Consider the following 15,928-nt stretch of genomic DNA (forward strand, 5'->3'; position numbering starts at 1 on the left):
ACCGTGGTGGGCCACCTTCAAGACCTGGGCCCCGCGGCCCGCGAGCGCCGCCGCGACGGCCGCCTCGCCCTCCGCCTCCAAGTCGCCGGTCAAAAGGAAGCAGACCTCGCGCATACAGACCCGCAGCCCCAGGCTGCGGTCGTTGTCGGAAAGTCCGCGCCGGCGCGCGGCCTCGGCCGGCGGCCACAGCACCTCGAATTCGGCCCCGCCCATCGCCCAGCGCCGGCCCTGGCTGAGAATTCGAAGCGGGATCCCGCGGGCCGCCAGCAGCTCGGACAAGGCCGCAAAGCCCGGGTCCTCGAGGGCTCCGGCGCCCACCCAGAACTCCCCGACCTCCAGCCGCGCGGCCAGGGACTTCAATCCCTTCCAGTGGTCCGCGTCGAGGTGGGTCAAGACCAGGGCGCTGGGGCGCCGCAGGCCGCGGCCCAGCAGCTCGGGGATCACGACCTTTCCGCCGACGTCGAAGTCGCTGTAGGGGAAACCGCCCCCGTCGATCACCAGGCCCTGACCCTCCGGGAGCCGCAGCAGGAGGCTCTCGCCCTGCCCCACATCCAGCATCGTGAGCGCGAGGCGCGGAGGCCTCGCCTCCACGCCGACTCCCGCCCAAGCCGCCACCCCGAACAAGCCCGCCAGGCCCGCGAAGATCGACGCGCGACGCCGGCGACCGAGGGAGGCCAAGGCGGCGAGGGCGAAAAGATAGGCGCCCCAGTGCGAGGGGCCCCAAGGACCCACCCAGGCCGTCGCATGCCGCCATCGCGCCGGAACGGCGAGCGCCTCCAAGACCGGCCCGAGCAAGGCGCCCAATTTCGCGAAGAGCAGGCTCGCCCAGGGAGGGTGTACGAGATCCGCCAGCCCCGCCAGCAATTCCGCCGGCAAGAGAAAGGAGGCAAAAAAGGGCACCAAAACCAAATTGGCCGCCGGCGCGATCAGCGACACCTCGTGAAAGGCGCTCCCCACGAGCGGCAACAGGGCGAGGTTGGCCACGAGGGAGGCGAACAGGCTCGTCGCGCCCCACTGCGCCCACTTCCCCCGCATCCAAGGCCGAAGGGCGGCCGCGCCCTCCCACCAGGTCGCGAAGACCCGCCCGAAATAGGCCAGGGAGGCGCCCGAGAGAAAGGAGAGCTGGAAGGAAAGCGAAAAGATCCACAGCGGGTGGAGTAGCAACAAGAGTCCCGCGACCGCCAGGAGCGTGGCGGTAAAGTCCCGGCGGCCCCGCCACAGCGCCGCCAGGAAGATCGCGGCGCAAAACCCCAGGCCCCGCCATACCGAGGGCGTGAGCCCGACGACGAGGCCGTAGCCGAAAGCCGGCAACAAGGCGAGGCCCAGGGCCGCCCGCCGCGCCCCGCCGCCTTCCGCCCAGGGGCGCCGCAGCGCGAGCAGTAAGTAGATCGGCCCGTAGAAAAAGAGCAGCACCAGGCCGAAGTGCAGGCCCGAGACGACCAGGACGTGGGTCAGACCCGCCCGCCGAAAGTCTTCCTCCACCTCCGGATCCAGCATCCCCTCCTCGCCCAGCAGGAGGGCCGCCAGGACGCCGCGCGCCGGCCCCTCGGGCACGGCCTCGCGGATCCGCTCCCGCAGCCGCAGGCGTAGGGCGCCGGCCAGTCGCAGGGTAAGGGTCGCGTCTCTTTCCAATTTGGCGGCGGAAAAGTCGTCGACGAAGGCCGTGGCCGAGACGCCGCCGAGGCGCAGGTAGCGCGGGTAGTCGAAGCTGTGCGGGTTGCGAAAGCCCCGCGGTCGCCGCAGCCGCAGCGTGGAGCGATAGACCTGACCCGGGATGAGAAAGCGCTCGCCCCTTCCCTTCACCGCGAGGCCCAGCTCGAGCTCCTGAAAGGCCTCCCCCTCCCGGTAGCCGAGCAGCCGCGCCGGAAAACGGCAGAGGCCGCCCGCGCAGGTCGGGTAGGCCTCGACCTGCCAGAGGGCCTCGATCTTCGCCGAGCTCTCCAACCAAGCTCGCCAGGGCGGGCGTTCTTCAGGCGGCAGGGCGGCGCCAACCCTCAGCCAGCCCAGACCGAAGGCCAGGAGGGCCAGGCCCGGCGCCCGCGAGGGACGCGAGAGGACCGTCAGTCCTAGCCCCAAGGCCAGGGCAATTCCGGGGACGAGCGAGGCGAGGCCGTCCCATCGGGCGCCGGCCAAGAGACCGAGCGCGAAACCGACGACGGGCAGGAGCAAGGGATAGCGGCGCGGGGACGGGAGACTCACGCCGCTCTCCTTTGCAAAATCGAGGCCCCGCCCTCAGGGCCGCCGAGCCCTCGTAGGCGCAGGCGGAAGACGCTGGGATTCGCGGCCCTTGGCGCCGCGTTATCGCGCAGACATGATTTGTCCCCACAGGAAGAAGCCGCGGCCTAGACCCAAGCCGCTATTGTGCAAGCCCTCCGCCGACCGAAAATCGAACGAGACCCGCCCTCTCTCCAGGAAGGCCGGCGGGGCGATCGCGACATTTCAACGGGAGGCTCTTCCCTCAAGAGCTTGGCGAGGGTAAGGAAGGCGGCGGAAGCTCGATGACCGCGGGATTGTAGTTGAGCAGCTCTTTCTCGATGGCGGCGGCGAGGCGCTCGACCGTCTCGCGGATCTTCTCGTAATTGGGGTTGCCGCCCCGGTTGGACTGCAAGATGGCCAAGCGGTTGCGCAGGCCCTTGAGAAAGATCCGCCCCTTTTCGGTGCGGTGCTTCTTGGCCATCTCGAGGAAGGCGTTGACGTTGACGCCGTTGAGCAGCAGCTGTCCGTCTTCGAGGTGAAAGCTGACGCCGTCGAGGGTCTCGTCGAATTTCTTTTTGATGCGCCCGAAGATCTTGGTGAGAAAGGCGTGGACCAGGGCGGAGAACTTGGCGAGGGCCTCGGGATCGTCGACGTGCAGCGTCGCCCAGTCGCGGTAACGCGCCAGGCGCCGCGAGAGCGTGGTCCAGTATTGGGCGCTCAGATGCGTGAGGTTCTCGCTGATCAGCTCGGCCAGGTTTTGGTTGTTGAGCAGGATCTTGCCGCCTTGGAAGTCGAACTTCTGGCCTTGGATCGTGAAGCGCCAGTCCTGCGCCGGTTTGCGGCCGATCTCGCGCTCGGGCAGGGGCAAGGAATCGATGCGCGGGGGGACTCGGATGTTGCGGATCTCGCTCATGGTCCCTTCAAATTAACTTTCCGTGAGAAGGCTTAGCAAGGGGAAGTTTGGCGCCGGCGGGCTCAGGCCGGCAGCCCGTGGTCGGTCATGAGGTGCTCGAGGCAGGCGCGATAGGCCTGGTGCAGCCGCTCCGCCTTCGGGTCGTGGGCGAGGTATTCGGAAAACTTCCGCAGGGAGACCCACTGCTCTTGGGTCATAGTCATGTTTTTGACGTTGTGGCCGCGGTAGAAGATCTCGTCCCGAAGCAGGTCGTAGTGAATGGAAGCAACCTCTTGGTCGACGTAGAAGGTCAAGGTCGCCCGATCCTTGCCCAAAAAGAGCCGAGCCTCGCGGAAATAGTCCAGCGGGACGGGCCCAGCGCCCGAACCCGAAGCACCCCCCACCCCCGGAAGGCCAGCCCCCCTCGTTTCTTTGGAAATCTCTCGTTCTTTTTTTTCCATGATCAAGAACCCCGTGCTAGGATTTAAAGCATATATCATGCCAAAAATCGGGTCCCGGACCTTGGTCTTTTTATGAAGTTTTTTCTTGAGAAAACAATAGGTTACCGTTAGATACCCTCCAAATCGCCGCGGAGGCATTTTCTCTTTTTGAGAAATTTTTCATATTGAGAAGCAAAAGGGCAAAATGGCCATCGAACCCAAAACCACCGAACACGGACTTCGCCTCGGCGACATCGAGTTCATTTGGGCGCGAAACTCGCGGGACTTCTTTTTCTCGAACTCGATCCTGATCCACGACAGCCAGACGACGATCGTCGACCCTTCTTCCAATTTTACCTACCTCGAGCAGTTGGCCTCCCGCAAGGTGGTGCAGCAGGTGCTCAACACGCACTACCACGTCGACCACCGCTCGCTGAACCACCTGTTCCGCAATTGCCAGTTCATCTGCCACGAGAAAGACTTGGCCGCCATCCTCAGCTTCGACAACTACCTCAAGTATGCCGACAGCGAGCGGAACTCCGACTACGTCCTCTGGCTGAAGAACATCTTCTCCAGCCTCGAGATCCTGGACGGCTACGTGAGCATCCTGCTGAAGGACGAGGACTTGGTGCCACTGAAGGATCACCCAGTTCGCGCGCTGCACATCCCCGGCCATACCCCGGGCCACCTGGCGCTGTTCTTCGAGGACATCGACCTGCTCTACACCAGCGACATCGACCTGACCCCTCTCGGCCCCTGGTACGCCAACATCTCTTCCGACATCGACCAGTTTCTCGCCTCGATCCGGCGAGTGAAGCTGTTTCACGCCCAATACTACGCCACCAGCCACGGCGGACGGATCTATGACCGAGAGCAGTTTTTGGAGAAGCTGGAAAAATTCGAATCGGCCTTCGAGAAGCGCGATGCGCGCCTGCTGGAGGCCTTGCACGAGCGGCCCCGCGACTTGAAAGAGCTTTCGCAGATCGGGATCATCTTCAAGAGCAGTCAGCTCAGCGACCCGCTGAAGGCCTGCTTCGAGCGGCAGATGGTGGAAAAGCACCTGGAGAGATTCGAAAGGCAGGGGAAAATCTATCAGGAAAACGGAATCTGGCGGCTCACGTAGGGGCGAACCTTGCTTGGGACCCTGCGACCTGTTCGCCCTCCCCTCGGAGAATGCGGCCCTTAGGGGTCAAAAACCGTCATCAAGGCTTAACGCGCCAGCAAAATCCCCGCCACCGTCCCGCCGATGACCGAGACTCCGACCAGCGTGCCGATAATGATCGCCTGGGTGTGGTCTTCCTTCGTGTCTTCCCCGATATTTTGCGTGGCGGTCTTTTGGATCTTCACCTCGTCTTTTTCGGTGAGGACCGCCGGACGCGTATGGCTGAAGTACTCGTAGGGAGTGACGAAGGCCTTGGGCTTGTAGGCGCCGCCTTGGGCGCTGCGGTTGGAACCGCAGGCGGCGAAGAGCGTCGCCAAGAGGAGCAGGGAGGAGATTTTTCGGATCATGCTTTGGGCTTAGTGGAGATCCGAAGCAGTGTCTAGAAAAATTACACCGAAAACGAGGTCCCGCAGCCGCAGGTCGATTTCGCGTTGGGGTTGTTGAAGGTGAAGCCCGAGCTCATCATGTCGGAGTGGTAGTCGATCGTGATGTTGTTCAGGTACAGGTAGGCCTTGGGGTCGACGAAGATCTTGAGGCCGTTCATCTCGAAGACCCGGTCGCCCTCCCCCGGTTTTTCTTCGAAGTCCATTTTGTAGGACAGCCCGGAGCAGCCGCCGCCGGCGATGCCGATGCGCAGGCCGTGGCCGGGCTTGTTGTTGGCGACCATCAGGTCCTTGGCCTTCTGGATGGCGTTGTCGGTCAATTGAATCATGGGCGAAATCCTCCGCAAAACATCGCTAGGTCCAAATTTCCATGAAACCCCTCAAGAATCAATAGCTTCTTTCTCCGGCCCCGCGGCGCCGGCTTGGGGGCCCCGCTCGCGCAGGCGCCGCACGGTCGCCACGGTCTCAGCCACGACCCGGTCGATCTCCGCCTCGGTGTTGTCCTTGCCCAAGCCGTAACGGATCGAGCACTTGGCCGCCTCGGCGCTCAAGCCCAAGGCCCGCAGGACGTGGGAGGGCTCCGGCTCGGCGGAGCTGCAGGCCGAACCCGAGGACACGGCGACGCCCTTCATCTCCATCATCAGGACCTCGCTGCGCACCCCCTCATAAGTGACGTTGAGGTTGTTCGGCAGGGATTCCGTGGGATGCCCGTTGCGCGTTAGCCCCTCCAATCCCCGGCGCAGGCCCTCCCACAGCCGCTCTCTCAGGGCCGCAAGCCGGGGCGCGGTCTCCGCCATCTCGCGGGTCGCCAGCTCGGCCGCCTCGCCCATCCCGACGATGCCCGGGACATTGAGAGTGCCCGAGCGCAGGCCGCGCTCATGGCCCCCGCCATAGAAGAGCGGCGTCAGGCGCACGCGGGGATTTTTTCCCCGCACGTAGATCGCACCGACCCCCTTCGGACCGTAAAACTTGTGCGCCGAGAGCGTCAGCAGGTCGATCCCCGCGGCCTCCACGTCGACGGGGACTTTGCCGAGGGCTTGGGCGGCGTCGCAGTGAAACAAGACCCCGCGCTCCTTGGCGATCCGCCCGATTTCCACGACGGGATGCAGGGTGCCGACCTCGTTGTTGGCGAACATGAGGCTGATCAGGATCGTGTCGGGGCGGATCGCGCGTTTCAGCGCCTCGGGATCGACGCGGCCGAAGCGGTCCACCGGCAGGATCGCCACGTCGTAGCCGCGCTCGGCCAGGCGCCGCGCGGGATCCAGGACGGCCCGGTGCTCGGTGGCGCCGACGATCAAGTGCCGGCCCTGCTCGGCGCAGCGCTCCGCGACCCCGAAAATGGCGAGGTTGTTGCCCTCGGTGGCCCCGCTGGTGAAGACGAGCTCCTTGGCCTCGGCGCCGATCGCCCGCGCCACCTGGGCGCGGGCCTTCTCGACCGCCGCCTCGGCGCGCCAGCCGAAGGCGTGCTGCCGGCTGGCGGCGTTGCCGAAGGCCTCGCGGAAATAAGGCAGCATCGCCGCCAGGACCCGCGGATCGACGGGCGTGGTCGCGTGATGATCGAGGTAGAGGAGTCCTTCCATAATCGCCCTTGTCCCCTCGGCGGGGCTTTGCTAATCCCCCCTGCCACTATTCCTTTCTATTTTAGAAGGAAAAAACACTGAACAAAAGCCGAGGTTTTGCCATGCAGGATGCCGTCCTTAAAGCCCTAAGCCAGGTCCAAGATCCCGAAATCCACCGGGATCTGGTCTCGCTCAACATGATCCGCGACCTCGAGGTGAAGGACGGCGCGGTCTCCCTGCGCGTGGTCCTGACCACCCCGGCCTGTCCCCTGCGGGAGAAGGTCGAGCAGGACGTCCGCGCGGCCCTGCAGGCGGTGCCGGGGGTGAAGGAAATCAAGATCCAGATGGACGCCGAGGTGCGCTCGGGCAACCGTCCCATGCCGGGCGGCCGCCTCGAGTCGGTGAAGAACATCATCGCCGTCGCCAGCGGCAAGGGCGGCGTGGGCAAGTCGACCGTCGCCGTCAACCTGGCGCTGGCCCTGGCCCGCACCGGCACCCAAGTCGGCATCCTCGACGCGGACATCTACGGCCCTTCCCTGCCCACGTTGATGGGCCTCAAGAACACCCCACCGCTCGTCGACGAGACCAAGAAAAAGATCATCCCCCTCGAGAAATACGGCGTGAAGAACATGAGCATCGGCTTCCTGATGAAGGACGAGGACGCCGCCGTGTGGCGCGGACCGATGATCGGGCGCATGCTGCAGCAGTTCATCGAGGACGTCGCCTGGAACGAGCTGGATTATCTCATCATCGACCTGCCGCCGGGCACCGGCGACGCCCAGCTCTCGATCTCGCAGCTGATCCCCATTTCCGGCGCGGTGATCGTCACCACCCCGCAGGACGTCGCCTTGGCCGACGTGGTGCGCGGCGTAGCGATGTTCCGCAAGGTTCAGATCCCGATCTTGGGCGTGGTCGAAAACATGAGCTACTTCGCCTGCCCGCACTGCCACGAACGCAGCGAGATCTTCAGCCACGGCGGCGGCCGCAAGAAGGCCGAGGACTTGAAGGTGCCTTTCCTGGGCGAGATCCCCATCGACCTCGACACCCGCATCGGCAGCGACGAGGGCAAGCCCATCGTCGTGGCTAAACCGGAATCGGAAGGCGCCAAGCGCTTTACGGAATTCGCGATGCGGGTGGCGGGGGAATTGTCGGTGATCAACGTCAACCGGCCGACGGTGAATCTTTAATTCGGCCCCCCGCTAGAGGCCTTCGCCCAAGGCCCGCAGAAAGGCGTCGTTCTCCTCGGGTCGGCCCACCGAGACGCGCAGGCAGTTCTTTAGGCCGCCATGGTCCGAGACGTTGCGCACCAGGACGCCCGCCTTCAGCAGCCGCGCGAAGCAGGCCTTCGCGCTCTTCACCCGGAACAAGATAAAGTTGGCGGCCGAGTCCCAGACGCGGAGGCCCGGGAGGGCCCGCATCGCCGCCAGCATGCGGCCGCGCTCGCGGATCACCTCCGCGACGATCGGCGCGAAGCGGTCGGCGTGGTCGAGGACGAAGTGCGCCGTCGCCTCGCTGAGCGAGGAAAGGCAATAAGGCATGAGGATCTTGGAGAGGTTTTCCGCCAGCGCCGGGTGCGCGGCCAGGTAGCCGATGCGCGCCCCGCCCAGGCCGAAGCCCTTGCTGAAGGTGCGCAGCAGGACGAGGTTGGGAAACTTTTTCAGGTGCGGCAGCAGGGTCGCCTGGGAAAACTGCACATAGGCCTCGTCGACGACCACGAGGCACTTCGCCCTCGCGACGACCTCGAGTAACGCCTCCTCCGGGAAGAGATTGCCCGTCGGCGCGTTGGGGTTGGCGATGAAGGCGATGTTGGGGCGCTGCTTCTTCAAGGCCGCCAGAATTTTTTCCAGGGGGAGGCCGAAGTCCGGCTCTTCCAAGGGGACTCGGATCGCCCGGTTGCCGAAGAGCTTGGCCTCGATCTCGTAGACGCTGAAGGTGGGATCCAGGGTCAAGACCTTGCCCCTAAGCGAGGTCGCGAGGATCAGGGCCTGGATCAGGACGTTGCTCCCGTTGGCGACCTCGATCTGCTCGGCTTTAAGCCCCAGCTGTTGGGCGAGGCGGCGCTTCAGGGCCATGGGCTGGGGCAGCGGGTAGCGTTGGAAGGGCAAGTCCCGGAGGCACCGCAACAGCTCTTCCTTTAAGTCCGGGGGCAGATCGTAAGGGAGCTCATTTTGGTTGAGCTTGATCGCCTCCGGATACGAGGAGAGGTGATAGGCCGCCTCCCGCAGGACCTCGGGGCGGAGATAGCGCTGCCAAGGAGTCGATTTCATAGGCCTTTCTATGCTGGAACGGGGGGAGGCCCACAAGGGAAAAATCCCGGTCCGGGCCGGGAAATCCAATTGACGCGTCATGTTATCGAGTGGCCTCAGGCCGTTGGGCCCGCCGGCCTTCAGACCCTCCAAATCCTTATGGAAAACGCGGCTCCAGCAGGCCGGACCCGCGGGGATTCGGCTTGTCTTAAACTTTCTCCAAGGTTCATAATGACTTGATGCAACTTTCCACCCTTCCCGGGACGATAACAGCGGTGGAGCATTGCAGGGTCCGTCCAAGACTAAGGGGAGACGGGCCCTCCATCAAATAAGGAGACAGAGGGTTATGGATTCAAACTTTTCGGGCGTTTCTTCGCAAATCAAGGGGCTTTCCACGGGTCAGGCCTATGGGCCGCAGGCCCCGGTCTCCAAAAACCTCACCCAACCCGGCGCCGGCGCGGCCGCCAATCCCGAGCTCGCCTCTTGGTACGAGCAGGCCTACGCCTACTACAACGCCGTCATGGCGGGCGACCCCAACACCCCCAAGCCCGACGCCCAATCCTGGAACAACTTCATGGCCCAGATGCAGTGGGCCTCCCAACAGCTCGGGTACGGCGGCGCCCAGGCCTGGGATCCCTCGATGGGCGGCGGCTACGGCCCCCAAGGCCCCATGGGGCCCATGGGCCAGCAGGGCCCGCAGAGCAACCAATTCGGCGGCATGTCCGGCACCATGGATAACTGGGTCTATACTGACGAGAATAACACCGTCGGCTTCACCGGCGACGGCACCCACGACCTGTGGGGCAATAACGTCGTCATCAACGTCGCCCCGACCTCCGCCAGCGTCACCGTCGAAAACACCACCGACACCCGCTTCCAGCCCAACGAACCGGTCGTGAAGATCACCGTCACCGACCCGGCCACCGGCACCCAGGCGGTCTATTTCGTCCACGATTACGACCCCGCCAACGGCGACAAGATCAAGATCAACACGCCCAACTCCACCCAGCAGGTGACCAACAACACGGGCGACACCACCAGCATCACCACCGGTAAGTTTACTCCGGGCGGCGCCGCGGGCGCGGGCACCAAGCCCGACGCCAGCATCGAGGGCGTGGTCCAGGAAGACGGCACCATCCTCTACGAGCCCGAGTTCGCGGGCGGCACCATCGACTTCTGGGCCAATCCGGGCGAAAGCCAGACCCACGTCGTCTACTCCGACGCCAATATTTCTACGAAACCCTCTGATAACGTCAACATTACCATAGACGCCGCCACCGGCGACCTTATCGTTACAGTCACCCATACCACGGGTGAACACGCCGGAACTACCGACACCTACAAAATCAAGAAGGGCTATAATCTCGCCAACATCAATGTGAATGCCGAGTACATCACCTTCAACGGCAATCCGATGGTCGATGGAGAAATCCCGGCCGATTTTCAAGAACGTGTCCAAGGCATCAACGGCGCCACCAACGCCACCGGCGAGGCCGCGGAGGGCGCCGCGGACGCCCAATCCATCATCGACAGCCTGCAAACTAATTTATCCGGAAACAAAGACAACCAACTTCTCAACGCTCTGTATGAAGCCGGCTATCGCAAAACGGATGGAACCCGAATCGAAACCATCGAGGAGTTCAAGGACCTCATTCCCGATAAATTTCCAGGTGCACCGGACAACAAGCTTATTAATTTGCTGATCATGTTGGATCCCCAAGGTCTCGGCAAGGCGGTCTCGGATGTGGCGGCCACCCATGACCCCGAGGATGACGCAAAATTGAATAAAGCGGTAACCGAAAGCTTAATGGCCTTGTTAGGCCCCCTGTATCCCAACGACATCGTCACTATCGGGACAGGCAACGACTATTCGTTCAAAATTACCGGCACTACCTACGAGTGGGGTGTCGATGGTAGCGGTAACGCCACCCTAAGCGAGGCATAATTCTTCGAAGCCCGCCCCGGCATTGGGGCGTCTAATTCCAATATTCGACGTTGGCGAGAAAAAGTCCCCACGCCGGAGCCGTAGCGCCGGCCTGCGTCCTGTCCCGTGCCTCTACCATTTGAATAAAATTACTTGTAATAAAATTTAATCCGGATAAAATTACCTAGTGAAGTCGATTTGCAAGAGGCTATTTGAGCTTAACTTGCCCGCGAACAAGTCCGCGTTTCTTTGGGGCCCTCGTAAGGTAGGAAAGAGTTATTGGATTCGAACCCACCTGCCGGAGGCCAAATTAATCGACCTTCTACAGACGGAAGTCTTCGCGGAATATGCCTCGCGGCCCTCCCTCTTGCGCGAGCGTTTTCAAAACCATCGCGGCATACTGGTGATCGACGAGGTACAAAAGATTCCCGCCCTGCTCGACGAAGTCCATTGGCTGATCGAAAATAAAAAAATCTCCTTTTTGCTCACCGGATCCAGCGCCCGCAAACTCAAGAGGGGCCATGCCAATCTGTTGGGAGGCAGGGCTTGGCGCCGGCAGATGCGACCGCTTTCGATCATGGAAACCGAGGGTTTCGACCTCGAATCGGCCATGGTCAGCGGACTGCTGCCGCCTCACTTCCTCTCGCCCCACCCCAAGGAAGAACTGCGGGCCTATGTGGCGGATTATCTCAAGGAGGAAGTCGCCGCCGAGGCTCTCACTCAAAACATACCCGCTTTCAGCGAATTTCTCCGCGTTGCGGCCATCACCTCCAGCGAACTTTTAAACTACGCGAACGTCGCCCGTGAATCGGGAGTTTCGCCCAAGGTAGTCCGTACCTACTTCGACATATTGGAGGATACCTACCTCGGATTCCGCATCCCACCCTGGACCAAGGCTCGAAATCGCCGCTTGATCGAGACCGAAAAGTTTTATCTTTTCGACGTCGGAGTCGCCAATTTCTTGGCGCGACGCGAGCCCAAGTTGAAAAGCGCGGAGTTCGGCAAATCTTTCGAGCATTACCTGCTGATGGAACTCATGGCCTTTCAAGCCTACCGCAATCCCGAGATGGAGGTGCGCTTCTGGCGGGCCAGCACCGGCCAAGAGGTAGATTTTATCCTGGGCGATATGGAAGTTGCGATCGAGATCAAGGCCGGAGAAAGAGTCCACGAAACCGATGCCCGCGGATTGAGAGCCTTATTGGAGGATCGGCCCGTGAGAAAATCTTTCCTGATATCTTTCGAGCCGGAACCCCGTAGATTGGGAGATAAGATCCAGGGGATCCACTGGAAAACCTTTTTGGAACAATTATGGGGAGGAGAGATTTTCTAGGGCGGAAATCAATACTCCACTTGGACCAAAAACAAGCCCCAGGCCGGCGCCGTCGCCCCGGCCCGAGTCCGGTCCCGCGCCGCCAAGATTTCCCGAAACTCCTCCACTCCTATCCGTCGCAGACCGACTTCCAGCAAGGTCCCGACGATATTCCGCACCATGTGCTTCAAGAAGCCCGGGCCTTGCAGGGTCACGGCGATCAAGGCGGGACCCGCTTCGGCCTCGGGATGAAAGCTGTCCTCGGCCCCCAAGGCCGGCAGGATCCCCGCCAGGCCGAACAGGCCCATCAGGCTGTTGCCGACGTCCCGCAAGGGCACCCGCTGCAGGCGCGCCGCCTCGATGCGACGCACCGAGGTCTTCGCCGTCGAGTCCGCCGCCTTGAAGCTGGCGAAGTCGTGCTCTCCCACCAGCATGTCCAGGCACTCCTGCATGCCCTCGAGGTCCAAGTCGCCCCAGACGCGCCAACTGTAGGAAGAGAGGAAGGGCGACTTATGGTCGCTGTGCAGAAAAAAATAGGTGTAGGTCTTCCGCTTGGCGCTCTTCTGCGCGTCGAAGGCCCCGGGGGCCTCCGCCACGGACAGGACGACGATGTCGTAGGGGAGTTTGGCGTTGAGCGCGCGGTGGAGGGTCTCCAGATCGATGCCGTGCGAGGTGGAAAAATGGGCGACCTGCGCCAAGGCGTGCACGCCCGAATCGGTGCGGCCGGAGCCGATCAGGACCACTTTCTCGTGGCAGATCTCCCCGAGGATTTCTTCAAAAATTCCCTGGATGGTCGGACCGGTGGGCTGGACCTGCCAGCCCTGATATTGGGTGCCTTGGTATTGGATGACGAGTTTGATCTTGCGCATGATACTGTAGAAAACCGTCCCTTTATTCCGGGAATTTCCCGAAAATTGCAATGGGGAAGGCCGAGGAATTCCCGCTTTCCAAATCTCCGCCTTTCCTTCATATTCCCCAGCCGGAGGTCCCCCGATGAGAACCCTGACCCGTGCCCTATTCACCCTGATCTTCACCGCCCTGATCGCCTCGGGCTGCAGCGCCGGAGGGGATCCCGTCCCCGTGGCGACCGGCCTGCTCTACGTCCTCGACCGCGCCAACGCCGCGGTCTACATCTATGACAACATCGCGACCCTCGACGGCGCCCAAGACCCGGTTCGGACCCTCACGGGGGAAAACACCCAAATCGAGAATCCCACCGCGCTTACCGTCGATCCCAGGCGCGACATCCTTTACGTCGCCGATTCCACCGAGGGCGAGGTTTTCGCCTTCATACCCGGCTCCGAGGCGGACGGCGACATCGAACCGCGCCGCACCTACACCGGGGTCGATCGGCTGATTTCCCTCTATTACGACGTCGAAAACGACAGTCTTTACGGCGCGGACCTCACCGACTTCTCGATCCGGGTCTGGGACGACATCAGCACCGCCCCCAACGGCACCGCGCCCAACCGGCGCATCGGACTTGGATACCCGCCCAGCGCGGTCTTCGTCGATACTCAACGAGACAGGCTTTACGTCGGAGATCCCGGCACCTCTTCGGTCCAAGCCTACGACAATGCCTCGACCTTGGGGGTCAACAACCCTCCGGCCGACGCGACCATCACGGACGACACCCAACCCTTCGTGTTCGTCAGCTCCCTCACGATGAACGTCCCCAACGACTTCCTCTACGTAGGTGAGCGTTTCAACCCCTCGGTGGAAATCTTCAATTCGGTCTCCACCTTGAACGGCTCCGTCGCCGTGCCCACGGACCGCAGCCTGGAAGGCGACGCCACCGGTTTGACGCTCGACATGGGGCAGACAATGTTCGTGGAAAACGTGCTTTACGTGCAACAGAGCCGCACGCAGATCGGCTTTTGGGACTCGGCCAACACGGTGACGGGCGACACGGCGCCCAACCGCGCCCTAACCGTCAATCCGGCGTCGCTGATCGTCGGCTTCATGGTGGATCTGGCCCACTGAGCGGTTTCAGTCCTCGCGGTACATCCGACCTTGGATGGCGATGTAGATGCGGCTGCCGCCCGAATCCCCGAGGAACCACGGCAGGTCCGGGTTGCTGGTCCCCGGCCCGCCCGGCGGAAACTGGGCCGCGCCGACCAATACCACGTCGTGATATTTCGTCTGTCCCGCCCTGAGCGTCGCCTCGTAACCCTGCAGATAACGGTCCCCCGCGGAGAGGTAACAGTGAAACCGCGGCTTGACGTCATCGAGATAACCGGCGGGACATTCCGGCCCGTGGCGCTTGTCCTTCAACAGCAATTCGGTTTCGGAGACCCGCCCGTCCGGCACCAAGAGGAGGTCGCGTCCTCCCTCCTCGAGTGAGCGCCGGTCCAAGAGATGGGTCGTGAAGGCCAGGGACAAGGTCGTGTCCATCACGTAATCCGGATTGCCGCCGGGATTGCTCGCGGGCCAACGCCCCAGGATATCGGCGTGGTAGGGATTCTGCATGCGCAGGACGATGCCGGGCAGCGTGAAATGCCCGGATTCGGAATCGTAGAGGCCCGTCTCGCTGGACAGGATGTTGTGGTAGAAATACGAACAGTCGCCGTTGCGGTAGGGCCCCAGCAGGCTCTCCGGCTCGCGGCACTTGTCGGAGCCGTCGCCGGCGCCCAGACGCTGACCGTCGATGCCGACGCTGGCCCGCGAGGTGAAGATGCGCAGCACCTTGATGCGGTCGGCGAGGCTTAGGCCCGGGTCGAGAATGTCCACCACCTCCGCGTCGAGCTCGATGTTTTGGAAGGCGGGGTCTTCGGCGTCGCTGAAACGCAGGCGCAGCGGCTCCGGGGCCAGCTCCGGCTGCTGCCGGTAGTCGATGGTCTCGAGAGGGTCCTCAATGACCGAGTGGTCGATCAATGCCGTCAGGAAATCGAATTGCAGCAGGACGTTCCCGGTCAATTTGGGGATGCCGACGGTCCCCAGCAGGTTGAATTTCATCCGCGCCTCGATGCCGATCGGGTTCGCCTCGGTGCGGCTCCCCACTTTGACCATGTGAATTTCGACGCTGTCGTTGACGACGGTCGCCGCGCCCGGATTGAAGACCAAATCGAAATTCATCAGACCCGGCCCGCCCTCGCCGGCCGCGGGCAGGCGGTTCTCGGTGGCGGGGACGGCGGAGAAGGCCGAGCCGTCACCGAAGGTGAAGTGCACCTCTTCCCAGGCGTCGGTTCCGGAGTTCTTCAGGACCATCTTCTGCGTGAAGGGCAACGCGGCGGCGCTTTCCAGGGCGATCTTGAGGTTGCCCTTGTTCTTCACCTCACGCGGCGAGATCGTGCCGTTGTTGACCTTCGAAACGCCGAGGACGTCGCGGATGTCCGGGATGGTGCGTCCGCTCAAGGCGATCCGAAAGGGTTTGTCGGCGCCGAAATCCAGCAAAAATTCCGCCGTATCCTGGGGCGGATCCTCGCCGGGCGCGGGCTCGACGTAATTGAAGGGAACATACATAATGGGGAAGGAGACCGCGCTCCCCTCACGCGGCAGGACGCACTCGCCGAAGGGAAAGTCCCGGCCGCCCACCCGTACCTTGCTGCAGGTCGCACCGTCCTGCGTCGAGATCGAGCCGCGGACGAATTCGCCGCTGCCGGTGCAGAGCGCCGTCTTGGGATCCTCGTCCAGGTCCACAGGCTGGGTGAACTTGAGGACGCGCTCGCCGCTGCCGACGTTCTTGATGGTGACCTGCTTCGAGACCGCGCCGCGAAACTCCGCCGCCGAGCAGTCCAAGGCCGGCTTGCCACCCAAGTTCTTCAGCACCACCGAGGCCAGGCCTAGGTCGATGCGCGAGGTCTCGGGCTGACCCTCG

13 protein-coding genes are annotated in these 15,928 nt (G+C 62.9%); 5 read left to right on the forward strand and 8 right to left on the reverse strand.

The window, feature by feature from the left end; genetic code table 11:
- The 3 genes from FBR05_11385 to FBR05_11395 form a co-directional block, all read right to left on the reverse strand.
- Window positions 1–2,199, reverse strand: a 2,199-nt coding sequence (locus tag FBR05_11385; protein MDL1872787.1) for a ComEC/Rec2 family competence protein, incomplete at its 3' end; no start/stop codon positions are given.
- A gap of 259 nt (window positions 2,200–2,458) precedes the next feature.
- A complete protein-coding gene (locus FBR05_11390) occupies window positions 2,459–3,109 on the reverse strand; it encodes a hypothetical protein (GenBank protein MDL1872788.1) in 651 nt (216 codons plus the stop codon).
- Between the two features lie 62 nt (window positions 3,110–3,171).
- A complete protein-coding gene (locus FBR05_11395; protein ID MDL1872789.1) occupies window positions 3,172–3,549 on the reverse strand; it encodes a hypothetical protein in 378 nt (125 codons plus the stop codon).
- 184 nt (window positions 3,550–3,733) lie between these two features.
- Here FBR05_11395 and FBR05_11400 point away from each other — a divergent pair, with 184 nt between their 5' ends.
- Window positions 3,734–4,651: an MBL fold metallo-hydrolase gene (locus tag FBR05_11400; protein MDL1872790.1), complete on the forward strand. Its 918-nt coding sequence runs from the start codon at window positions 3,734–3,736 to the stop codon at window positions 4,649–4,651.
- Between the two features lie 86 nt (window positions 4,652–4,737).
- Here FBR05_11400 and FBR05_11405 read toward each other — a convergent pair whose 3' ends face one another.
- From FBR05_11405 to FBR05_11415, 3 genes are read right to left on the reverse strand one after another with little or no spacing between them, the layout of a single operon-like run.
- A complete protein-coding gene (locus FBR05_11405) occupies window positions 4,738–5,037 on the reverse strand; it encodes a hypothetical protein (GenBank protein ID MDL1872791.1) in 300 nt (99 codons plus the stop codon).
- 41 nt (window positions 5,038–5,078) lie between these two features.
- Window positions 5,079–5,402 (reverse strand): iron-sulfur cluster assembly accessory protein, encoded by a 324-nt coding sequence (locus tag FBR05_11410; protein MDL1872792.1) that lies wholly within the window; start codon window positions 5,400–5,402, stop codon window positions 5,079–5,081.
- Window positions 5,403–5,453: 51 nt separating this feature from the next.
- Window positions 5,454–6,653 carry a cysteine desulfurase gene (locus tag FBR05_11415; protein MDL1872793.1) on the reverse strand — a complete coding sequence of 400 codons (1,200 nt, stop codon included), beginning with the start codon at window positions 6,651–6,653 and terminating at the stop codon, window positions 5,454–5,456.
- A 101-nt stretch (window positions 6,654–6,754) separates the two neighbouring features.
- On the opposite strand from FBR05_11415, the gene apbC reads away from it, so the two are divergent.
- Entirely contained in the window at window positions 6,755–7,819 is a 1,065-nt protein-coding gene (apbC, locus tag FBR05_11420; GenBank protein ID MDL1872794.1) for an iron-sulfur cluster carrier protein ApbC, read from the forward strand.
- A 12-nt stretch (window positions 7,820–7,831) separates the two neighbouring features.
- Here apbC and hisC read toward each other — a convergent pair whose 3' ends face one another.
- Window positions 7,832–8,980 (reverse strand): histidinol-phosphate transaminase, encoded by a 1,149-nt coding sequence (hisC, locus tag FBR05_11425; GenBank protein ID MDL1872795.1) that lies wholly within the window; start codon window positions 8,978–8,980, stop codon window positions 7,832–7,834.
- Window positions 8,981–9,224: 244 nt separating this feature from the next.
- On the opposite strand from hisC, the gene FBR05_11430 reads away from it, so the two are divergent.
- Window positions 9,225–10,823, forward strand: coding sequence for a hypothetical protein (locus tag FBR05_11430; GenBank protein MDL1872796.1), 1,599 nt, complete (start codon window positions 9,225–9,227; stop codon window positions 10,821–10,823).
- Window positions 10,824–10,989: 166 nt separating this feature from the next.
- A complete protein-coding gene (locus tag FBR05_11435; GenBank protein ID MDL1872797.1) occupies window positions 10,990–12,132 on the forward strand; it encodes an ATP-binding protein in 1,143 nt (380 codons plus the stop codon).
- Window positions 12,133–12,140: 8 nt separating this feature from the next.
- Here the strand turns inward: FBR05_11435 and truA are convergent, their stop codons facing one another.
- On the reverse strand, window positions 12,141–12,980 hold the full coding sequence (gene truA, locus FBR05_11440; GenBank protein MDL1872798.1) for a tRNA pseudouridine(38-40) synthase TruA: 840 nt from the start codon (window positions 12,978–12,980) through the stop codon (window positions 12,141–12,143).
- 124 nt (window positions 12,981–13,104) lie between these two features.
- Here truA and FBR05_11445 point away from each other — a divergent pair, with 124 nt between their 5' ends.
- Window positions 13,105–14,094 (forward strand): hypothetical protein, encoded by a 990-nt coding sequence (locus FBR05_11445; protein ID MDL1872799.1) that lies wholly within the window; start codon window positions 13,105–13,107, stop codon window positions 14,092–14,094.
- Window positions 14,095–15,928 lie beyond the last annotated feature (1,834 nt).

This window comes from Deltaproteobacteria bacterium PRO3 (assembly GCA_030263375.1).
Lineage (GTDB): Bacteria > UBA10199 > UBA10199 > DSSB01 > DSSB01 > DSSB01.